This window comes from Denitromonas halophila, assembly GCF_007625155.1.
GTDB lineage: Bacteria > Pseudomonadota > Gammaproteobacteria > Burkholderiales > Rhodocyclaceae > Nitrogeniibacter > Nitrogeniibacter halophilus.
The window spans coordinates 15,195-34,819 of the sequence record NZ_VMNK01000013.1; the positions used below are offsets into that span (position 1 = coordinate 15,195).

The following is a 19,625-nucleotide window of genomic DNA, read 5'->3' on the forward strand; positions in this document are numbered from 1 at the left end:
CATTACGGAGAATTGCATGAAGCGCACCCTGAGTGTTCTGTTGGTCAGTCTCGCATCTGCCTCTGCCTGGGGCGCGGATCTGATGTCGGTGTATCGCGACGCACTGGAATACGATGCCCGTTTCGCCGCCGCCAAAGCGCAACGCGAGGCGGGGCTGGAGAAAACCGTGCAGGGGCGTGCGGGCGTGTTGCCTGGTATTGGCATGTCGGCCAGCACGACCTGGAACGACAACACCTACACCGGCGTCGATCGCAGCTTCAACAGCAATAGCTATGGTGCCGAGTTGCGCCAACCCCTTTTCAACCGCGCGGCCTGGACGCAATACGAGCAGGGCAAGCTGCAGACGACGCTGTCGGATACGCAGTTTGAGCTGGCGCGTCAGGATCTGATTCTGCGGGTGTCGGAAGCCTATTTTGCGGTGCTCAACGCGCAGGACGCGGCGGAGGCGCTGCGCGCCTTGCGCACGGCGGCCACGCAGCAGCTTGAGTTGGCCAAGAAGAGCTTCGAGGTGGGTACCGTGACGGTGACCGATGTGCACGAAGCACAATCGCGTTTTGACCTCGCCTCGGCGCGGCTGATTGCTGCCGAGAATGCGCTTGAAGTGGCGCGCCAGAGCCTGGCCCAGATTATTGGCAAAGCGCCGGAAGGCGTGGCGGGTTTGCGCGCCGGTGCCGAATTGGGTCGGCCGCAGCCGGACGACATGCAGCGGTGGGTGAGTTCGGCCGAGCAAGACAGCTACACCGTGCAGATTCAGCAGATCGCCACCCGGATTGCGGATCGCGAGGTGACGCGCAACGAATCCGGGCATTTGCCAACGCTGGATGTGGTCGCGCGCTACAACCAGTCCGATTCCGGCGGCAGCAGCTTCGGTAGCGGCCGCAGCGAAAACACCATTCGTACGATTGGCCTTGAATTGACCGTGCCGATCTACCAGGGCGGCGGCGTGTCGTCGCGCACCCGAGAGGCGGCGGCATTGCTGACAAAATCCGAAGCCGATCTGGACGACGCGCGGCGCAGCGCGGCGCTGGCTGCACGCCAAGCCTACCTCGGCGTGACCAGCGGTCTGGCGCAGGTGAAGGCGCTGGAGGCGGCGGAAGTGTCATCCCGTTCGGCGCTGGAGGCCAACCGGCTGGGCTATGAAGTCGGTGTGCGGATCAACATCGATGTGTTGAACGCGCAAAGCCAGTTGGCCGATACCCAGCAGCAACTGGCCAAGGCGCGTTACGACACGCTGATCGCTCAGTTGCGGCTATCGGCGGCGGCTGGAACGCTGGGCGAAGAAGAAGTGGCGCGCTTGAATGCGCTGCTGACCAGTACGCCCTGAGGCGTCGTCGCACGAATCAGGGTTTGATCAAGGGGCTGAGCAGCGCGACGGTGCGCCCGGTGGCGCCGCCGTGTTGCTGCGCAAAGTCTTTCCCCGCCTGACCCATCGCCAGACGCCTCGGTGCGTCGTCGAGCAACTCAAACGCCGCTTGCGTGGCTTCGGTTACCGTCTCAAAACGCAGGCCGGCTTGCGCATTGAGCGCGGCGTCGCTGGCGTCGCTGAAGTTGTAGGTGTGTGGCCCGAGCAGCACGGCCCGGCCGGCAGCGCAGCATTCAATCAGGTTTTGCCCACCAAAGGGCAGCCAGGTGCCGCCCATCAGCACCACATCGGCCAGCGTATAGTAGGCCGCCATTTCCCCCATCGAATCGCCCAGCCAGACTTGGGTATCTGGCGTGGCCGGTGCGGCCTCGCTGCGCCGCGCCACGCTTAGCCCAAGCGCGCGCGCTTGAGTGGCGACCGCGTCAAAGCGCTGCGGATGGCGCGGCACGATGACCAGCAGGGCGGTGTCGCGGGCGGGGTGAGTGTTGAACGCGTCGAGAATCGGCGCCTCTTCCCCCTCGCGCGTACTGGCGGCCAGAATGACCGGTCGCTCGCCCATCGCCTCGCGCCACGCTGCGCCCAGGGTGAGCGCGGCAGCGGGCAGTGTCATGTCGAACTTGATGTTTCCTGTGACGATGGGGCGCGTGGCGCCGATCGTTTTCAGCCGGGCGGCGTCGGCCTCGCTTTGTGCGGCAACGATCGAAAATCGGGCGAAGGTCTTGCGCGCCAGCGTGATCAGCCGCAGGTAGCGCCGTTCTGACCGGGCCGAGAGGCGGGCATTGACCAGCGCGCAGGGCACGTCGAGTGACGCGCAGGCCGCCATCAGATTGGGCCACACCTCGGTTTCCATGACGATGCCGAGCTGCGGCTGAAAGTGACGCAAAAAGCGACGCTGCAGCCAGGGCAGGTCGTAGGGCAGATACACCGACAGCAGGCGATCGCCATAGCGTCCGAACACGGCTTGCGCCGTCTCACGCCCGGTGGGCGTCATGTGGGTGAGAACAAAACGGTGCGCCGGAAAGCGCTCGGCGAGTGCGTCGATCAGCGGTTGCGCGGCGCGGGTTTCGCCCACCGACACGGCATGCACCCACAAGAACGGTCCTTCGGCGGTTTGTGCGTAACGGCCAAAGCGCTCCGCGATGCCCGATCGATAGCCCGGTTGCAGGCGGCCGCGCCACAGCAGCCGGAGCATCACGGCGGGCAGGGCGATGATCCACAGCAGGGTGTAGAGCAGGCGGGGCATGGGCGTTGCCGGGCAAACGAAAAATTATACGATGCAACGCGCCGGCCACCGATGCCGAAATGCGTCCGGGCGATGCCTCATGACGCGAGGCTGTGAGACAATAACGGCCTGAATTTCGGAACTGGGACGTGGGCGATGAAGGTATTGGTAACGGGCGCAGCCGGCTTTATCGGCATGCACGCCTCAGAGCGTCTGTTGGCGCGGGGCGACGAAGTTGTTGGCTTGGACAATCTCAACGACTACTACGACCCGCAGCTCAAGCGCGACCGTCTGGCGCGTATCGAACCGCACTCGAACTTCCGCTTCGTGAAGATGGACGTCGCTGATCGCGAAGGCATCGAAAAGCTCTTCGCCGACGAAAAATTTGATCGCGTTATCCACCTGGCCGCCCAAGCCGGCGTGCGCTACTCCATCGAAAACCCGCACGCCTACATCGACAGCAATATCGTCGGCTTCATGAACATTCTGGAGGGCTGCCGCCACAACAAGGTGCAGCACCTGGCCTACGCCAGCAGTTCCAGCGTGTACGGCGGCAACACCAAGATGCCGTTCTCCGAGCATGACTCGGTGGACCACCCCATCAGCATGTATGCGGCCACCAAGAAGGCCAACGAGCTGATGGCGCACACCTACAGCCATCTGTTCGGCGTACCGACCACCGGCCTGCGCTTCTTCACCGTGTATGGCCCCTGGGGACGCCCGGACATGGCGCTGTTCCTGTTCACCAAAGCCACCCTCGAAGGCCGCCCGATCGACGTGTTCAACCACGGCAAGATGCAGCGCGACTTCACCTATGTGGACGACATCGTCGAAGGCGTGATCCGCGTGCTCGACCACATCGCCGAGTCCGACCCCGAATTCAACGCCGACCAGCCGAACCCCGGCCGCAGCAAAGCCCCGTTCCGCGTCTTCAATATCGGCAACCACAGCCCGGTTCAGCTCATGGACTATATCGGCGCCATCGAATCGGCGCTGGGCATGGAGGCGAAGAAAAACTTCCTGCCGATGCAGGACGGTGACGTGCCGGCCACTTATGCGGATACGTCCGAGCTAAATGCCTGGACGGGGTTCCAGCCGGGCACGCCGGTCAAGGAGGGGGTGGCGCGGTTTGTGGCGTGGTATCGCGAGTATTTCCGGCTATGACGCACCGACCAGCGAAGAGACTCTTGGCAGTCAAATAACTTTATTCACACCGGGAGGCGCGTTAGCTGCATGTGACGGCTGGTTAATTGAGCTTTCGTGGCACTAAATGCGTATGAGTTAGAGGTGTTGCTGAGCTGTGGAGTATTTAAGAAAAATCTGGCCCCATCTCAATCATCGGCGACGCTGGCAGCTTGGCGGGTTGTGTGTATTGATTTTGTTGTCGTCCTTTGCCGAGTTGGTGAGTCTTGGCGCGGTCATGCCTTTTTTGGCTGCAATGGCCTCTCCGGCCAAGGTGTTTGAACATTCCGCAGCCGCCCCACTTGTCAGTCTGTTGAGTATTGAGACACCGGACCAGCTGCTTTTGCCCATCGCCGTTTTTTTTTCCGTCGCAGCAATTGGTGCTGCCTCCATCAGGATGTTGCTGCTATGGGCGGGCACCCGATTGGCCTTCGCGATTGGCGCCGATATCAGTATCGGCATCTATCAGCGCACCTTGCACCAACCCTATGCGGTTCATGTGTCCCGGAACAGCAGCGAGGTCATAAGCGGCATTACGGCCAAGTCGCATGCGGTCATCTACGGCGGGCTGATGCCGTCCTTGCAATTTGCGAGTGCGGCGGTCACCTTGGCCGCCATCGTTGTCGGACTGGTGGCTGTTGATCCGCTGGTAGCGTTGGCGACTCTTTTGGGGTTTGGGGCAGTCTATGGTGGGCTGATCATGGCCGCGCGCAAGCGCCTGGCCAGCAACGGAAAACGAATCGCTCAGGAGTCCACCCGCGTTCTGAAGTGCCTGCAGGAAGGGCTGGGCGGGATACGCGATGTCTTGCTCGACGGAAGCCAGGCAACGTATTGCAAGAGTTACCGCGCGGCGGACCTGCCGCTTCGTCGAGCTCAGGGCAACAATCAGTTCATCTCGGCAAGTCCTCGCTTTGCCATGGATGCCATCGGGCTCACGATGATGGCGGCCCTGTCCTACTACCTCGTCCGACAACCAGAAGGCCTCGAGACAGCCTTGCCTTTGCTCGGCGTGCTGGCACTTGGCGCGCAGCGAATGCTGCCGATGCTGCAACAGGCGTATGCCGCCTGGGCGGGCATCAAGGGCAATCAGGCTTCCGTGCAGGACGCGATCAATCTGCTCGAACAACCCATGCCGGATTCGCACGCGAGCACGTCGGGCGCCCTGGCGTTTCGCCGCGAGATTCGACTCGATGACGTCACGTTTGCGTACCAGTCCGGTCTGCCGTTGGTGCTGTCAGGCCTTGATCTGACGATCAGGCATGGGGAGCGGGTCGGTATCATCGGTGCAACCGGAAGCGGCAAGAGCACCTTGATGGATCTCCTGATGGGGCTGCTCGAACCGACCAGTGGCATGCTCGCGGTGGATGGCGTGAAGATCAATTCTTCCACGCGGCGAGCCTGGCAGTCGCACATCGCGCATGTACCGCAAGCCATCTACCTGGCCGATAGTTCCGTTGAGGAGAATATCGCCTTCGGCACCCCCGTGGCGGCGATCAACCATGCGCGTGTGCGCGAGGCGGCCCGGCAGGCGCAGATTGCCGATCTGGTCGAATCAATGCCAGGCGGCTATCAGGCCCTGGTGGGCGAGCGCGGTGTTCGCTTGTCCGGCGGTCAGCGACAGCGAATCGGCATCGCCCGTGCGCTATACAAACAGGCGGATGTGATCGTCTTCGACGAAGCCACGAGCGCGCTCGACAATGAAACGGAAAAGACCGTCATGGCGTCGATTGATACGCTCAATCCTGACTTGACGGTGATTATCATCGCGCACCGGCTGAGTACCCTGCGAAAATGCGATCGCATCATCGAACTCGTGAATGGCCGCGTCCATCGAACTGGCAGCTACGATCATATCGTCGGCGGCAATGCGTGACCTGAGGGATCAACCGTGACTGACTGCAGGAATCCGACCTTGGCGAAGCCCCGAATACTCATTACCGGCGGTAGCGGACTGCTGGCGCTCAACTGGTTCGCGGCCGCGCGCGACCGGTACGACGTCGTGCTTACCTTCCACGAGCGTACGCCGATCATTCCCGGCGCGACGGGTTGCAAGCTCGACCTCGATTCGATGGACAGGTTGCTGGCCGCGCTGGATGCTCATGCGCCAGAATTCGTAGTTCACGCGGCGGGCTGCACGAGTGTCGAAGGCTGCGAAAAGGCACCCGACGTCGCGCATCATGTCAATGTGGTGCTCGCCGCCAATGTGGCATCGGCCTGCAAGGCGCGAGGCATACCATTTGTTCACATCTCCACCGATCATCTGTTCGCCGGCAACGCGGCGATGGCAACCGAAGAGACGCCGGTCGCACCGCTGAACAGTTACGGAAAGACAAAGGCAGAGGCGGAGCTGCGCGTGGCTGAGGCCTGTCCTGACGCGCTGGTGATCCGCACCAATTTCTACGGCTGGGGGACCAGCTATCGCAGATCGTTCAGCGACGTCATCGTCGATGCCTTGCGCCAGAAGCGGTCCATTACACTGTTCGACGACGTACATTACACGCCCATCCTCGCAGAATGCCTGGTTGAAATCGTGCACGGTTTGCTGGCCTGCAAGGCGCAAGGCGTGTTCAATGTTGTCGGCAGTGAGCGTTTGACGAAGTATCGCTTCGGGCTGCTCGTGGCCGAGACCTTCGGGCTGGATGCGGCACCGATCCAGCTCGGCGCACTTGCTGATCATCCAGAGCTCGTGAGCCGCCCTCGCGACATGAGCCTGTCCAACCAGAAGGTCTGCGCGCTTCTCGGACGCGATCCGGGAGCCGTCAGCGAGCATCTCCATCGGCTTCGCCTGCAGGAGCAGCGCGGCCTCGCACTTGAACTGGGAAAACTATGATTCCATATGGAAAGCACCATATCGAGGAGGATGACATCGCCGCTGTCGTCGATGTCCTCCGGAGCGGTCTGCTCACCCAGGGGCCGGCCGTTGAATCTTTCGAGCGAGCTGTTGCCGAATACGTCGGCGTCAAGCACGCTGTCGCCGTGTCCAGCGGAACGGCGGCCCTACACCTGGCGGCACTTGCCGCCGGCGTCGGGCCGGGCACCACGCTGATTACGTCACCGATCACTTTCGTTGCATCGGCCAATGCGGGGCTATACGCCGGCGGCAAGGTTGCATTCGCCGACATCGATCCGGACTCGATCAACATGTCGCCCGCGGCGCTTGAGGCAAGCCTTGGCGCGAACCCGGATACCAAGGCGATCGTCCCCGTCCATTTTGCCGGCCTGCCGTGCGATATGCCCGCGATCAAGTCGCTCGCCGACAAGGCGGGCGCAGTGGTGATTGAGGATGCCGCGCATGCGCTTGGCGCCACCTATCCCGACGGCACGCGCGTCGGATGCTGCGGCCATTCGCTGATGACGATCTTCTCCTTCCATCCCGTCAAGGCGATTGCGGCAGGCGAAGGCGGCATGGTCACGACGAACGATGATGCCGTATACCGGCGCCTGATCCGTTTGCGCAGCCACGGCATCAACAAGCTCGATGACCCCTTGCTTCTTAAGGATCAGGCCTATGCAGATGGCATCCAGAACCCGTGGTACTACGAGATGCAAGAACTCGGCTTTCACTACAGGATTACGGACATTCAATGTGCGCTGGGCTTGTCGCAGTTCGGCAAGCTCGACGCGTTCCTGGATCGGCGACGTGCTTTGGTCAGGCGCTATGACGCTGCATTTGGCGGCAACGTGCACTGCCGTCCGGCGCAGATATGTGGGCGTGACGCCAGTGCCCATCATCTTTATGTTTTGAGGGTTCGTTTCGACGATCTGGCCACCACCCGATCAGCGTTCATGGCGAGTCTTCGGGCGCAAGGAGTTGGCAGCCAGGTCCATTACATACCCGTGCCGTCGCATCCGGTTTACCGTGCGTTAGGTGCCGACCCCGCGGCCTGCCCCAATGCGACCAGCTACTACAGTCAGGCTCTGAGTATTCCGCTGTTCGTCGATCTGACGGATGCAGAGCAGCGGCATGTGATTGAGACAATCACAAACCTCGTCAAACCCAAGTGATGTGAGCCCGCATGAAATTACTCGTTGTAGGGTGCGGTTCGATCGGCCGGCGGCATGCCAGGAACGCCAGGAAACTCGGGCTGGATGTTGTGCTATGCGACATCAGTCAGGAGCGGCTGCACGAGCTCTCGGCTGAGATCGGCGCAGTCGGAGTTTTCACTGACTATCAGCTTGCCGCGCGTGAATCCGGCGCCGACGCCGCGCTGATCGCCACGCCCAGCCATCTGCATGTTGCGCCGGCATCCGCGATGCTTGCGGCGGGCATGCACGTGATGATGGAGAAGCCGCTGTGCCCGTCGATTGCGGAAGCGAAGGCGCTCAAGCACCTTGTCGTCGAATCGAAGCGTATCTTCATGATGGCGCACACCTTTCGCTTCCGGGCTGAGTGGCAAGCGATAAAGCGACTGCTCGATACACAGCCGGTCGGTCGCGTGTTCAGCGCCGAGTTTATGGGCGGATGGTATCTGCCGGACTGGCATTTTCGAGAAGACTATCGCCAGGAGTACGCGGCGCAACGCCGGCAGGGCGGCGGCGTCATGCTGACCAGCATGAGCCATTTCTTCGATGTCGTATCGTGGTTTTTTGGCGAGATACAGGGCGTTGTTGGCGCCAAGATGCGTTTGAGTCCGCTCGATATCGATGTCGATGATGCCGTGATGTGCTCGGTGCGGACCGAAGGTGGCGTCGCTGTGACGCTATGTGAGGATTTTCTCGCACGCTGTCCGAGGCGAACCTTCCGGGTCAATGGCGAGCACGGATACCTTGAAGCGGATTTCAACCGAAAGTCCTTGCGACTTTGGGATGCGCGCGCCAAGCGGTATCTGCCGGGCGCCGATCCTGCCAAGGAGCAGGAAGGGCTCTTCAGAATCCTTGAGGATGGGGTCGGCTATGATCCGGAGCCCGACGTTTTGCCGCTGGAGTATTCTGGAAACGACGCTTACCTCGCTGAAATGGAGCATTTCGCGGCCCTTGTCGATCGGAATTGCATGGAACCTGAGCTCGGTATTGATGCCGGCATCAAGGTTCTGGAAGCGATAGGAAGCGCCGGGATTGTTGATTGGACAAATACAGGGACGAACTAGCATGGGCCTAATGAGAATCGGTGACAGGATCGTGGGCGACGGCCGTAGCCCGCTGATGATTGCTGAAGAAGGGCAGGCAAACCAGGGCGACATGGCGGTCGCCAAGAACATGACCCGTATCGCATCGGACGCCGGGGCGGATGGCATTGAGTTCCAGTTTTTTCTGGCCGACGACATGTATGTCCGCGCAGACCCGGGCCACGCAATCTACAAAAGTCGGGAGCTTTCCGCGTCTCAGATTCGGGAGATCATCGCGTATGCCAAGGAATGCGGCCTGCTATGCCAGATCGCCGGCCTGTCGCCTGCCATCATCGAGCTATGTGCGGACGCGGGCGCCGATGTTTTCTGCGTGAATGCCACCGACTTGAACAACCCGCAGATCATCGACGCCGTGGCCGCCACCGGAAGGCCTTTCTGGCTGGCGACCCTGATGGGCACGATCGAGGAAATCGACTGGGCGGTTGACTATGCACTCGGCCGCTGCCGGTCCGATATTGGCCTCCTGCACGGCCAGCACGTGATGTCCTCTGACAACACGAGAGGCGTTCCGCCGGAGTTGCTGCAACTGGACTGCATCGAGCTGTTCAAGCGGCGCTATGGCCTGGTGACTGGGTTTGTCGATCACACGGCAACCCAGTTCGTGCCTGCACTGGCCGTAGCCAAAGGTGCGGCAATGATTACCAAGCACCTGGCGCCAGATGCGGATTGGCGCGGGCCCGACTGGGTTGTTTGCCTTGACCCGGAAGAATGGAAGGCGGCCAGAGAGATGCTTCGGTATGCGTTCCTGGCCAACGGCGCTTCCAAGGAAATCTCGCAGATGGAATTCAAGGACCGCAGCGTCCACCGTCGGAGTATCCACACCCGCACTGCGCTGCCTGCGGGGCATGCGCTGGTGGCCGCCGATCTTGTCGCGCTGCGTCCTGGAAAAGGCGGGCTTGATCCGAAGGGAATTCACGATTTGCTTGGCGCGCGGCTGAAGAACGCTTTGCCCGAACAGCACCAGATCCAGTCAAGTGATCTGGTTCAGAACTGAAAAAACCTACGATATCGGAGTGACCATGGATCTCGGCTTGGCGAACAAGGTAGCGGTGGTACTTGCAGGAAGCGCCGGCATAGGGCGCGGCATAGCCACGATCCTTGCGGAAGAAGGTTGTCGTCTGGCGATCTGCGCCAGGGATGAGACGCGGTTGGCGCAGACTGCGGAGGAGATCCGCGCGCATACCGGTGTCGAGGTGTTGGCGCTCCCGGCGGATGTTCGTGATGCTGGATCGCTGAACGGCTTCTTCGATGCGGTTTTCGAGGCCTACGGTCGCGTCGATATCCTCATCAACAACACGGGCGGGCCGCCGGTCGGAAAGTGCCTGGCCTTGCCGGATGAAGACTATGAGGCAGCATTCCAGCTGGTGCTCATGAGCAAGATCCGGGCATGTCGTCGTGTGGTTCCCTCGATGGCGGAGCACGGGTGGGGGCGAATCATCAACGTCGAAAGCACCAGCGTGAAAAGCGCGCTGGAGAACATGGTGCTGTCCAACGCCTTTCGCAGTGCCGCGACGGCTTTTGCGAAAACGCTGTCGATGGAACACGCGCGCGAAGGCATCAGGGTTCATACCCTGCTGTCGGGCCCGTTCATGACGAACCGCGTCAACGAACTCGGGGAAGCGGCCGCTCAACAGCGCGGAATTTCCTTTGATGCGTGGCGTGCCGAGGCAGAGGCGGGGACCGCTCTCGGTCGTTTTGGCGACCCACTGGAGTACGGTGCGCTGGCCGCCTTTCTGGCCAGTGACCGGTCGACCTATATGAACGGAACATGCATTGCCATCGATGGTGGGGCACTGAAGACCGTTACCTAGAGGGGCACTTTCGATGAAACTTGCGGTGATTCCGGCCAGGGGTGGCAGTAAGCGCATCCCAGGTAAAAACATCATTCCTTTCTGCGGTCGGCCGATGATCGCCTACGCCCTTGAGGCGGTCGAGAGCTCGGGGTTATTCGACAAGATTCATGTCTCCACAGACTCTGAAGAAATCCGGGACGTTGTCAGCAAACTCGGTTTCGAGGTGGACTTCCTGCGCGATCCGGCATTGGCCGATGATTTTACCGGGCTGGTTCCGGTGTTGCGTTGGGTAGTCGATGAGTATCGGAAGCGCGGGCAGGTTTATTCTCAGGTCTGTTGCATGATGCCCAATGCGCCGCTGGTGCGCAGCGCCGATGTCGTTGAGGCCTTCGATACCTTTGAGCGCTTCTCCGGCAAGCACCCGCTGCTGGTTTACGCCCGTTATCCTGTGCCGGTCGAGTGGGCGTTTCGTCGCGACGAGGCTGGAATGATGACAGCCGTATCTCCGGACAGCCTGCTGATTCGTTCGCAGGATCTGGCGCATGCCTACTATGAGTGCGGACCTTTCAATTTGTGGCGCACCGAGCACCTGCAGCAAGACAACCCGCTCACCGGCAAGGTGCTGTCCTACATCATGCCCACAGAGAGAGCGATCGATATTGATACACCGGACGATCTGGCCTACGCAGAGCGCCTGTACCGTCTCATGGCGGAAACCTGACCGAACCCCGGGGCCACTTTAGATAGGCAATTCACATGCGGACATATCACAACTCCGAAAAGCTCCTTGAGCGTGCCCTGCGAACGATTCCGCTGGGCAGTCAGACGTTCAGCAAGAGCAAGACGCAGTACCCGCTCGGGGTCTCGCCGCTTTTCATCGAGCGGGGCGTCGGCTCCAGAGTCTGGGATGCCGACGGCAACGAGTACGTGGACTTCATCAATAGCCTGGCGGCCATCACCCTGGGTTACCAGGACCCGGATGTCGACTCGGCGGTGGCGGAGCAACTCAGGAGCGGTGTGGTTTTCTCCTTGCCGCACCCGATTGAAATGAAAGTCGCCGAGAAGATCGTCGATCTCGTGCCATGCGCTGAAATGGTTCGTTTTGGCAAGAACGGTTCAGATGCCACGTCGGGGGCTATCCGGCTTGCGCGGGCCTTCACCAACCGTGACCACGTTGCCGTATGCGGGTATCACGGCTGGCAGGACTGGTACATCGGCAGTACTGCTCGAAACCGGGGTGTTCCTGCCGCGACCCGGGCGCTGACCCATACCTGGAATTACAACGACATCGCGAGTCTCGAGAAGCTGTTCCAGGCGTTTCCACAAGAGATTGCGGCCGTGATACTCGAACCGATGAACCTCTTCGAGCCGCAGCCGGGGTTCTTGCAGGCGGTCAAGGATCTGGCGCACAAGCATGGCTCCCTGCTGATTTTCGACGAGACGGTCACGGGGTTTCGTTACGCCATCGGCGGCGCGCAGCAGCTATTCGGGGTGACGCCAGATCTCGCCACCTTCGGCAAGGGCGTGGCGAATGGTTACCCGGTTTCGGTGGTCGCTGGCCGAGCAGACGTGATGCGGCTCATGGAGGAGATCTTCTTCTCCTTCACCTTCGGTGGCGAAGCCCTCTCGCTTGCGGCTGCCCTCGCGACAATGACGAAGCTCGAGCGCGAACCGGTCATCGAGACGATCTACCGTCAGGGGCGCACGATCATCGAGCAACTCCAGTCGATCATTGCCGCCGCCGATGCCACCGATTTTCTCGGCGTTGCTGGCAATCCCTCGTGGAGCTTCTTCACGATTAAGGATTGTGGCAACTACACGATGTGGCAGATCAAGACCCTGTTTCTGCAGGAGATGTTTGCGCGCGGCCTTCTTACGATCGGCACACATAACATGAGTTACAGCCACTCCGATGAAGATATCCGGCAACTCCTGCAAGCCTACCGCGAAGTGGTGCCGATGCTTGCCGAGGTGGTTCGGCGCGGTACGCTCGAGTCGGCGCTCCGCTGCGAGCCGCTTGAGCCCTTGTTCAAGGTTCGCTGAGCTCGGCGTACGTTCGTGAATATCGTCATTCGAGCAGATTCGTCGGTCGAGATCGGCAGTGGGCACGTCATGCGGTGCCTGACGTTGGCGGACCGACTACGTGAAAGCGGGGCCCAGGTCGCCTTTCTGTGCGCTGATCTGCCGGGCGCGATGCTCGATCTGATTCGCGCCAGAGGATACCGGTACCGGAGGTTGTCATCCTCAGTCGCGGGTGACTGGGCCATTGATGCAGAAGAGAGTATCGCTGCTGCAGCCGATCTTGTGCCGGGTATCGTGGACTGGGTAATCGTCGATCACTACCATATCGATTACCGTTGGGAAGAAATGCTCCGCTTGGGTTGTTCTCGTTTGATGGTGATCGATGATATTGCAAATCGTCGGCATTCATGTGACCTGCTTCTCGATCAGAACTACGATGATCAACTGCGCTACCGAAATCTGGTTCCCGTACATTGTAAGTGCCTGCTTGGCCCGACGTATGCGCTCCTCCGGACTGAATATGGCGCCTACCGGGCGGCGGAGGAAGTCAGAAATCGACCACTGCGCCGGGCGTTCGTTTTCTTCGGCGGTTCAGATCCTGCTGATTTGACCGGGATGGCGATCAAGGCCTTGTCAGAACCGACACTCGTCGATCTAGCCGTCGATGTAGTGATCGGTGCAAATTATAGCCACCGGGATGCCTTGGTTAAGTTGGCTGCTGCTAGGGGTAACACGACAATTCACAATCCGCGCCCGCATCTGGCTGACTTAATGGCTGAAGCCGACATAGCGATCGGCGCGGGGGGCGTGACCAATTGGGAGCGCATGACCGTGGGCCTGCCAAGCGTCGTTATCGCCATTGCAGACAATCAGGTTCCGATTTCGGAACAGCTGCATGGGATGGGGGCGATTCGTTATCTGGGTAAGGCTGAGCATGTATCTGAAGGGAGCGTCAGAAACGCCTTGATGGAAGAAGTGAACGAGATGAAGTATCTGGCGCGGATAGCACCGGCTATGGCCACGTGTGATGGGCGAGGGGTAGGCCGGGTGTTCGATGCAATCAGTTCGTTCGAATGTGAATAATCTTGAGGTAACAATGAGTATCCAATACGAGAAACTGCAGACACCTGAGGGCTATGTGACGACCACGCCGCAGCCAACACCGGAGCAGTTGAGTCGGTTCTATGCCGAGACGTATTACCAAGCGCCGCAGTCCAGTACGTATCAGGTGTCGTATGACGAGTTGGAATTGAATTACAAGAAAATGAAATGCGACGCCACGATGCAGGCGTTGAGCGGCTATTGCCCGGAGGAAGGGAGCTCCTTTCTCGATATTGGCGCCGGTGAAGGTTTTCTCCTGAACGCTGCACATCAACGTGGCTTCGATGTCACTGGATTAGATTTTTCGGCCTACGGTGTCGCAAAGTTCTTCCCGGAATTGTCGAGCAGGCATGTTGCCGGAGATGTGTTCGCAAGCCTCAGGGAATTTGTCGCGCAGGGTCGGAAATACGACGTATGCACTTCGACTAACGTTCTGGAGCACGTCATCGATCCGGATATGTTCCTCGGTCTCGTAAAAAAGGTTATGGGGCCGAATGCCGTTTTCGCGCTGACCGTCCCGAACGACTTCTCTGACATCCAGCGGCTTGCGGTGGAGGAGGGCATGATCGACCGCGAGTTTTGGTTCGTTCCTCCGCATCATTTGCAGTATTTCAATACCGACAATCTCGTGCCCTATTTAGTTAAAAATGGCTTCGAGGTCGTCGACGCCTTTTCCGATTTCCCCGTCGACCTTTACCTACTGCACTCCGAGTCTAATTACATCATGAAGCCAGCCAGTGGTCGTGACGCGAATCGTGCACGCATGCACCACGACCTGATGATCGTCCGGAAATATGGACTCGATCGCTACTTGGATTACTACCGGGCAATGTTTAAGGTAGGAATTGGACGGGATATAAACGTCATCGTCCGGTTGGCTGGGGACTGATCGTTGTGAAGCTGGGTATCCTCAGCGACATCCACGGCAATTGTGGCGCCTTGCAGGCGGTCCTCGATGTGGCCTTTGCTGTTGGCGTTGAGCGCCTTTTGGTTGGTGGCGATTTGGTTGGCTATTACTTTTCCCCAAAAGCAGTCCTCGATTTACTTCAGCCGTGGCAGAAAGACATGGTGCGCGGCAATCATGAGGAAATGTTGCATCGATCGCGTTTTGATCCGGAGTTTCTTTTGATGGTGGGGCGACGTTACGGATCGGGGATTGATGAGGCGATCGAGCAGTTATCTATTTCGGAAATCGATACGTTGTGCGGCCTGCCGCACCCTCTGCCGCTCGAATTCGATGGTCGAAAAATTCTGTTGTGCCATGGTGCGCCTCACGATGTCGACTGTTATGTGTATCCGGACAGCGATCTTGCCGCGCTTGATGCGGCGGCTTTGACTGAATTCGATCTCGTGGTGACCGGACATACCCACTATCCGATGCGGCGAGTTCTTGGAGAGAAGACGTTACTCGTCAATCCGGGCTCGGTGGGCCAGCCGCGCGACCGTCGGCCGGGGGCGCATTGGGCGCTTTACGATACTGCGAGCGGGGACGTGTCGTTTCACTGCGAGCGTTATGATTACGCTCCGCTTCAGGCGGAGGCACGAAGACGGCATCCGGAGTTGCCTTACTTGGCAGACGTATTGGGACGTACATGAAATCCATCTTGATTACCGGCATCGGGGGCGATATTGCCCAAGGCGTTGCGACAATACTTAGGTCGCAATGGCCTGCGTGTCGGCTGTATGGCACGGATACGCACGAGCAGCATGGTGGGCGTCTGTTCGTCGACGAGTTTTTCATCTTGCCGGCGGCAAGCGATCCGGGCTATGTCGGCGCAGTGCGAAACCTGCTTGAATCTCGCCAGATCGACGTGCTTTTGCCGATGTCGGAGCCGGAACTGGCTGTTCTCGGCGGGCTGCTGGAAGAGCTCGGGCCGTCGCGTTGCGTGGCGGCCGGTGCGTCCGTGGTGTCAGCTGGGCTCGATAAGTTGGCGACGGTCGAGGCGATGCGACGCTTTGGTTTGCCGGCGCCCTGGACGCTCGCCGTGAGCGACGGGGCGCCCCGTTCTTATCCGTGTATTCTAAAGAGCCGCTTCGGCTCCGGTTCACGGGCGGTATTCGTTGTTCGTGACGCGGCTGAAGCGACGTATCTGGCCCAACGCCATCCCGAGGCGATTTATCAGGAGCTGCTTGAGCCCGCCGACCGCGAAATTACCTGTGCGGTCTATCGCACTCGCGACGGACGCACGACCAGCCTGCTGATGCTTCGGCGGCTGACCGGCGGATTCACCGGCTGGGCCCGGGTGATCGAGGATGCTGAAACGTCGCGTATGTGCGAGGTCTTGGCGGAAAAGCTGGACCTGCGAGGAAGCATGAACGTTCAGTTGCGTCTGACCGACCAGGGGCCGAGGGTGTTCGAGATCAATCCCCGGTTCTCATCGACGGTGCTGATGCGGCATCGACTGGGTTTCACCGATGTCGTCTGGGCGTTCGAGGAGCTTCAGGGAAATAGCATCCGTTTTCCGGCAATTGCTGCGGGCCAGGTGATGGTGCGTATTCAGGACGCGGTTGTCGTCAAGGATTCGGGATTGGGAGCATGAGCATGATCAGTATTGCAGGGCGCAGGATTGGCCTGGGCGAGAGCCCGTTCATCATTGCGGAGATGTCCGGCAACCACAATCAGTCCCTGGACAGGGCGCTGGAGATTGTCGATGCGGCAGCGAAGGCGGGGGCGCACGGGCTCAAGATCCAGACTTATACCCCCGATACGATGACGATCGATCTGGATGAGCGCGAGTTTCATATTTCCGACAGCAAGAGCCTCTGGGCGGGGACGTCCTTGTACAAGCTCTATGGCGAGGCGTATACGCCGTGGGAGTGGCACAAGCCGATTTTCGATCGTGCCCGTGAACTCGGCATGATCCCGTTCAGCTCGCCGTTCGACGAGACGGCGGTCGATTTTCTGGAATCGCTGAACGTCCCCTGCTACAAGATCGCTTCGTTTGAAAACACTGATGTTCAACTGATCAGGCGCGTCGCCGCGACCGGCAAGCCGCTGATCATTTCAACGGGGATGGCGACCGCCGCCGAACTCGATGAGAGCGTACGGGCGGCGCGCGAAGCGGGCTGCCGCGATCTGATCCTGCTCAAGTGTACAAGCACGTATCCGGCAACAGCGGAGAACACGAATATTCGGACGATTCCGCATATGCGCGAGCTGTTTGGCTGCGAGGTGGGGCTGTCGGACCATACGATGGGTTCCGGGGTGTCCGTGGCCAGCGTCGCCCTTGGGGCCACGGTCATCGAGAAGCACTTCACCCTGTGTCGCGCGGACGGCGGCGTCGACAGCGCCTTTTCCTTGGAGCCGGCCGAACTGACCGACCTGGTGGAAGCCACGGAGCGCGCCTGGCAGGCGCTTGGCAGCGTGAGTTACGGCCCCACGGAAGCGGAGCGCAAATCGCTTCAGTATCGCCGCTCGCTGTATGTCGTTGAAGCCGTGACGGCCGGACAGGTGCTGACGCGCGAAAATGTCCGCGCCATTCGCCCGGGACTCGGGTTGCCGACAAAGTACTTCGATGTGGTCGTTGGCAAGCGGGTCGCGCGGGATGTGGCGCGCGGCACGGCGCTGACTTGGGATCTGATTGAATGAATCCGGAGCTGGCTTTGCCGATCAATGGCGGATTCCTTCGCCCATTGGTTGAGGCGGACGTCCATCAAGGCTATGTTGACGGCCTGAACGATCCCTTGGTGAATCGCTTTCTGGATGGCGTCAAGGCATCCGTGCAGACGGCCGGGTCGGTGTGCGATTTCGTCGCTGCTGATCGCCTGTCGCCCTCATCCGTGCTGTGGGGCGTCTGGACGGATGAAAGCCCCCGTCATGTGGGGACGGTCAGACTGCACGGCATCGAGCGCCGGCATGGTACGGCGCATATCGGCATCTGCCTCTTCGACCAGCGTTGCTGGGGGCGGGGCCTCGGTTCTGCCGCCATTGCGGCGGCAACGCGCTGGGCGATTGATGCGCTCGGACTGCGATGGATTGAAGCCGGCGCCTACGAGGCCAACCTGGCCTCGCAGCGTGCTTTTCTGTCCGCCGGTTATGTGGAGGTGTTCGACATTCCCGGCAAGTACCTTCTCGAAGGTGTTCCCACAACGGTGAAAGTCTACGCCGCTCGTGCCTGATTCTGGGTGCGCACGAAAAATTACTTTTTGTGCCGGCCCTGCGTGTGAATTCCATTCCTATGTTCCGTTTGCTTTCGCTGATCCCTGGTACCGCCGCGTGGCGCCGCAAGCGCCTGCGCGCCACGATGCGCGGTTACCGGGCGCTGAAAACCTCGGGGCGACTCGGGGTGATCGGCGAGATTAAGAATGCGCTGACCGAAGTACCGATTCGCGTGTGCGCCGGCAAGTTCAGTACCGCGGTGCTGGGTGCCGTCACCGGCTCGGCTGAAGTCGCGCTGCGGCAGTATCTTCTGATCCAGCTCGGTGGCGTGAATCTGAATCGCGCGCTGCTGATGGCGGCGGCAAACCCTCGAAAAAGCATCGCGTATCCCATGCCTCGTGACTGGCGACAGCTTGTCGAAAAGCATGGGTTCCCAGTGTCTGAGTGGCGGTGTGCGCTCTACTGGGGTGCCTATGTTTTCGGGATGTGGGGCTACGGCGCGATACGAGCATTCCGGATCATGCTGAACGGGCTTCGGTTCGGCGGCACGCGCAAGAGCGATGGATCTCGCTATGCCTGTTTTCTCGATCTGTCGCCGGCCAACGTGCCGTCGAGTGGTGAGCAGCCGAGTCATGACGTTGTTTCCTGGTACGCACAGTGGCCGGGCCGGAATCCGACGATATCCGCCATCAAGCATGGTGTTCTTGGCGTGTCCCGGATCACTGTGGCCGGTCTGGATGTCTCGCCGCAGAAAGCGCCGTTGCCGCCCTTGGCTGGCGCCCGGGAAATCACCGCTTACCTGCGATGGAGTCTTGCCGCCATTGTGCGATCGGCGTTCGACGCACTGCGCGGACGGTGGTGGCATGCCGTGATGCTGAGTCACGCCGCTGTCGCAGCCCAAGTGCGTCATGTGCCCGGCGAGACGCTGGCGACAACCTATCTGTTCAACAACAGCGGCTGGATTTACCGCCCCCTCTGGACGTACGAGGCTGAGCGCAAGGGCTGCGAGATCGTGATGTACTTCTACTCGACCAACAGCGAGCCCTTCAAGCGCGCAGAGGGCTATCCGTCGATGTACTACGGCTATCGCGCGATGAACTGGCCGCGCTATCTGGTGTGGGATGCCTATCAGGCCGATTTCATTCGCCGTGCGACGGATGGCGCCGCACAAGGCGAGGTGGTCGGTCCGATTTGGTTTCAGGGAAATGCCGAAGACTTGCCGGCAGGGGCCGGTTTCTCGGTTGCGGTGTTCGACGTTACGCCGACCCGCGCTTCGTGGTATCGCATCCTCGGGCTTGATACCGAGTTCTACGTTCCAGCGACGGCGAACGCATTCCTGGAGCACGTCTGGCGGGCGGTGTCGCGCCATCAGGGGCGGATGCTGTGGAAGCGAAAGCGGAATATCGGCCGGACAGCGCATCCGCGGTATCGTGCCTGTGCCGAGGGGCTCGGCAATGCGGAAAACGTCATGTTGGTTGACCCGGCGGTGTCGGCGATGAAAGTGATCGAGGCCGCGACCGTCACGATCTCCCTTCCATTTACGTCGACTGCATTGCTGGCGCGGCACTTGGGAAAGCCTTCTGCCTACTACGACCCATCCGGATCGGTTCAGCCCGATGACCGTGCCGCCCATGGCATTCCTGTCCTGTCCGGTCCGGCCGAGTTGGATGCCTGGCTACGGATTCAGCGTCAGGGCGATGGCCCTGCTGCGAGCTGA

At 60.4% G+C, this 19,625-nt stretch carries 18 protein-coding genes; 17 read left to right on the top strand and 1 reads right to left on the bottom strand.

Features of this window, described 5'->3' with window-relative positions:
* The first annotated feature begins 16 nt into the window (after positions 1 to 16).
* Entirely contained in the window at positions 17 to 1,324 is a 1,308-nt protein-coding gene (locus FHP91_RS13315; RefSeq protein WP_144310061.1) for a TolC family outer membrane protein, read from the top strand.
* A gap of 16 nt (positions 1,325 to 1,340) precedes the next feature.
* Here the strand turns inward: FHP91_RS13315 and waaA are convergent, their stop codons facing one another.
* Positions 1,341 to 2,606 (bottom strand): lipid IV(A) 3-deoxy-D-manno-octulosonic acid transferase, encoded by a 1,266-nt coding sequence (gene waaA, locus FHP91_RS13320; RefSeq protein ID WP_144310062.1) that lies wholly within the window; start codon positions 2,604 to 2,606, stop codon positions 1,341 to 1,343.
* 135 nt (positions 2,607 to 2,741) lie between these two features.
* Here waaA and FHP91_RS13325 point away from each other — a divergent pair, with 135 nt between their 5' ends.
* The 16 genes from FHP91_RS13325 (at position 2,742) to FHP91_RS13400 (ending at position 19,625) form a co-directional block, all read left to right on the top strand.
* Positions 2,742 to 3,749 carry an NAD-dependent epimerase gene (locus FHP91_RS13325; RefSeq protein ID WP_144310063.1) on the top strand — a complete coding sequence of 336 codons (1,008 nt, stop codon included), beginning with the start codon at positions 2,742 to 2,744 and terminating at the stop codon, positions 3,747 to 3,749.
* 208 nt (positions 3,750 to 3,957) lie between these two features.
* The gene (locus FHP91_RS13330; protein WP_246116310.1) at positions 3,958 to 5,640 is read left to right on the top strand and encodes an ABC transporter ATP-binding protein; all 1,683 of its coding nucleotides are present in this window, start codon (positions 3,958 to 3,960) and stop codon (positions 5,638 to 5,640) included.
* A gap of 39 nt (positions 5,641 to 5,679) precedes the next feature.
* Positions 5,680 to 6,597, top strand: a complete 918-nt coding sequence (locus FHP91_RS13335) for an SDR family oxidoreductase (RefSeq protein WP_186301548.1) — start codon at positions 5,680 to 5,682, stop codon at positions 6,595 to 6,597.
* Positions 6,594 to 7,772: a UDP-4-amino-4,6-dideoxy-N-acetyl-beta-L-altrosamine transaminase gene (gene pseC / locus FHP91_RS13340; RefSeq protein WP_144310065.1), complete on the top strand. Its 1,179-nt coding sequence runs from the start codon at positions 6,594 to 6,596 to the stop codon at positions 7,770 to 7,772. The genes FHP91_RS13335 and pseC overlap by 4 nt, the downstream gene beginning before the upstream one ends.
* 11 nt (positions 7,773 to 7,783) lie before the next feature.
* Positions 7,784 to 8,854 (top strand): Gfo/Idh/MocA family protein, encoded by a 1,071-nt coding sequence (locus FHP91_RS13345; protein WP_144310066.1) that lies wholly within the window; start codon positions 7,784 to 7,786, stop codon positions 8,852 to 8,854.
* Between the two features lie 55 nt (positions 8,855 to 8,909).
* Positions 8,910 to 9,887, top strand: coding sequence for an N-acetylneuraminate synthase family protein (locus FHP91_RS13350; RefSeq protein WP_186301549.1), 978 nt, complete (start codon positions 8,910 to 8,912; stop codon positions 9,885 to 9,887).
* A gap of 25 nt (positions 9,888 to 9,912) precedes the next feature.
* Positions 9,913 to 10,704, top strand: coding sequence for an SDR family oxidoreductase (locus FHP91_RS13355; protein WP_144310068.1), 792 nt, complete (start codon positions 9,913 to 9,915; stop codon positions 10,702 to 10,704).
* Positions 10,705 to 10,717: 13 nt separating this feature from the next.
* Entirely contained in the window at positions 10,718 to 11,407 is a 690-nt protein-coding gene (locus FHP91_RS13360) for an acylneuraminate cytidylyltransferase family protein (protein WP_144310069.1), read from the top strand.
* 35 nt (positions 11,408 to 11,442) lie between these two features.
* Positions 11,443 to 12,729: an aminotransferase class III-fold pyridoxal phosphate-dependent enzyme gene (locus FHP91_RS13365; protein ID WP_144310070.1), complete on the top strand. Its 1,287-nt coding sequence runs from the start codon at positions 11,443 to 11,445 to the stop codon at positions 12,727 to 12,729.
* A 15-nt stretch (positions 12,730 to 12,744) separates the two neighbouring features.
* Positions 12,745 to 13,791, top strand: coding sequence for a UDP-2,4-diacetamido-2,4,6-trideoxy-beta-L-altropyranose hydrolase (gene pseG, locus FHP91_RS13370; RefSeq protein ID WP_144310071.1), 1,047 nt, complete (start codon positions 12,745 to 12,747; stop codon positions 13,789 to 13,791).
* 13 nt (positions 13,792 to 13,804) lie between these two features.
* A complete protein-coding gene (locus FHP91_RS13375) occupies positions 13,805 to 14,698 on the top strand; it encodes a class I SAM-dependent methyltransferase (protein ID WP_186301550.1) in 894 nt (297 codons plus the stop codon).
* A gap of 5 nt (positions 14,699 to 14,703) precedes the next feature.
* Positions 14,704 to 15,405, top strand: coding sequence for a metallophosphoesterase family protein (locus tag FHP91_RS13380; protein ID WP_186301551.1), 702 nt, complete (start codon positions 14,704 to 14,706; stop codon positions 15,403 to 15,405).
* Entirely contained in the window at positions 15,402 to 16,349 is a 948-nt protein-coding gene (locus FHP91_RS13385; protein ID WP_144310074.1) for an ATP-grasp domain-containing protein, read from the top strand. The genes FHP91_RS13380 and FHP91_RS13385 overlap by 4 nt, the downstream gene beginning before the upstream one ends.
* Positions 16,346 to 17,398 (top strand): pseudaminic acid synthase, encoded by a 1,053-nt coding sequence (gene pseI / locus FHP91_RS13390; RefSeq protein WP_144310075.1) that lies wholly within the window; start codon positions 16,346 to 16,348, stop codon positions 17,396 to 17,398. Before FHP91_RS13385 ends, pseI begins: the two co-directional genes overlap by 4 nt.
* Before the next feature lie 14 nt (positions 17,399 to 17,412).
* Positions 17,413 to 17,928 carry a GNAT family N-acetyltransferase gene (locus FHP91_RS13395; RefSeq protein WP_186301552.1) on the top strand — a complete coding sequence of 172 codons (516 nt, stop codon included), beginning with the start codon at positions 17,413 to 17,415 and terminating at the stop codon, positions 17,926 to 17,928.
* 59 nt (positions 17,929 to 17,987) lie between these two features.
* Complete coding sequence (locus tag FHP91_RS13400) at positions 17,988 to 19,625, top strand: polysaccharide biosynthesis PFTS motif protein (protein ID WP_144310077.1); 1,638 nt, start codon at positions 17,988 to 17,990, stop codon at positions 19,623 to 19,625.

Bases quoted from the DNA above. Each gene is read 5' to 3' on its own strand.
- FHP91_RS13355 (WP_144310068.1), top strand. From the start codon at position 9,913: ATGGATCTCGGCTTGGCGAACAAGGTAGCGGTGGTACTTGCAGGAAGC.
- FHP91_RS13350 (WP_186301549.1), top strand. From the start codon at position 8,910: ATGATTGCTGAAGAAGGGCAGGCAAACCAGGGCGACATGGCGGTCGCC.
- FHP91_RS13365 (WP_144310070.1), top strand. From the start codon at position 11,443: ATGCGGACATATCACAACTCCGAAAAGCTCCTTGAGCGTGCCCTGCGA.
- FHP91_RS13345 (WP_144310066.1), top strand. From the start codon at position 7,784: ATGAAATTACTCGTTGTAGGGTGCGGTTCGATCGGCCGGCGGCATGCC.
- FHP91_RS13400 (WP_144310077.1), top strand. From the start codon at position 17,988: ATGTTCCGTTTGCTTTCGCTGATCCCTGGTACCGCCGCGTGGCGCCGC.
- FHP91_RS13360 (WP_144310069.1), top strand. From the start codon at position 10,718: ATGAAACTTGCGGTGATTCCGGCCAGGGGTGGCAGTAAGCGCATCCCA.
- pseI (WP_144310075.1), top strand. From the start codon at position 16,346: ATGAGCATGATCAGTATTGCAGGGCGCAGGATTGGCCTGGGCGAGAGC.
- FHP91_RS13315 (WP_144310061.1), top strand. From the start codon at position 17: ATGAAGCGCACCCTGAGTGTTCTGTTGGTCAGTCTCGCATCTGCCTCT.
- waaA (WP_144310062.1), bottom strand. From the start codon at position 2,606: ATGCCCCGCCTGCTCTACACCCTGCTGTGGATCATCGCCCTGCCCGCC.
- FHP91_RS13375 (WP_186301550.1), top strand. From the start codon at position 13,805: ATGAGTATCCAATACGAGAAACTGCAGACACCTGAGGGCTATGTGACG.
- FHP91_RS13325 (WP_144310063.1), top strand. From the start codon at position 2,742: ATGAAGGTATTGGTAACGGGCGCAGCCGGCTTTATCGGCATGCACGCC.
- FHP91_RS13385 (WP_144310074.1), top strand. From the start codon at position 15,402: ATGAAATCCATCTTGATTACCGGCATCGGGGGCGATATTGCCCAAGGC.
- pseC (WP_144310065.1), top strand. From the start codon at position 6,594: ATGATTCCATATGGAAAGCACCATATCGAGGAGGATGACATCGCCGCT.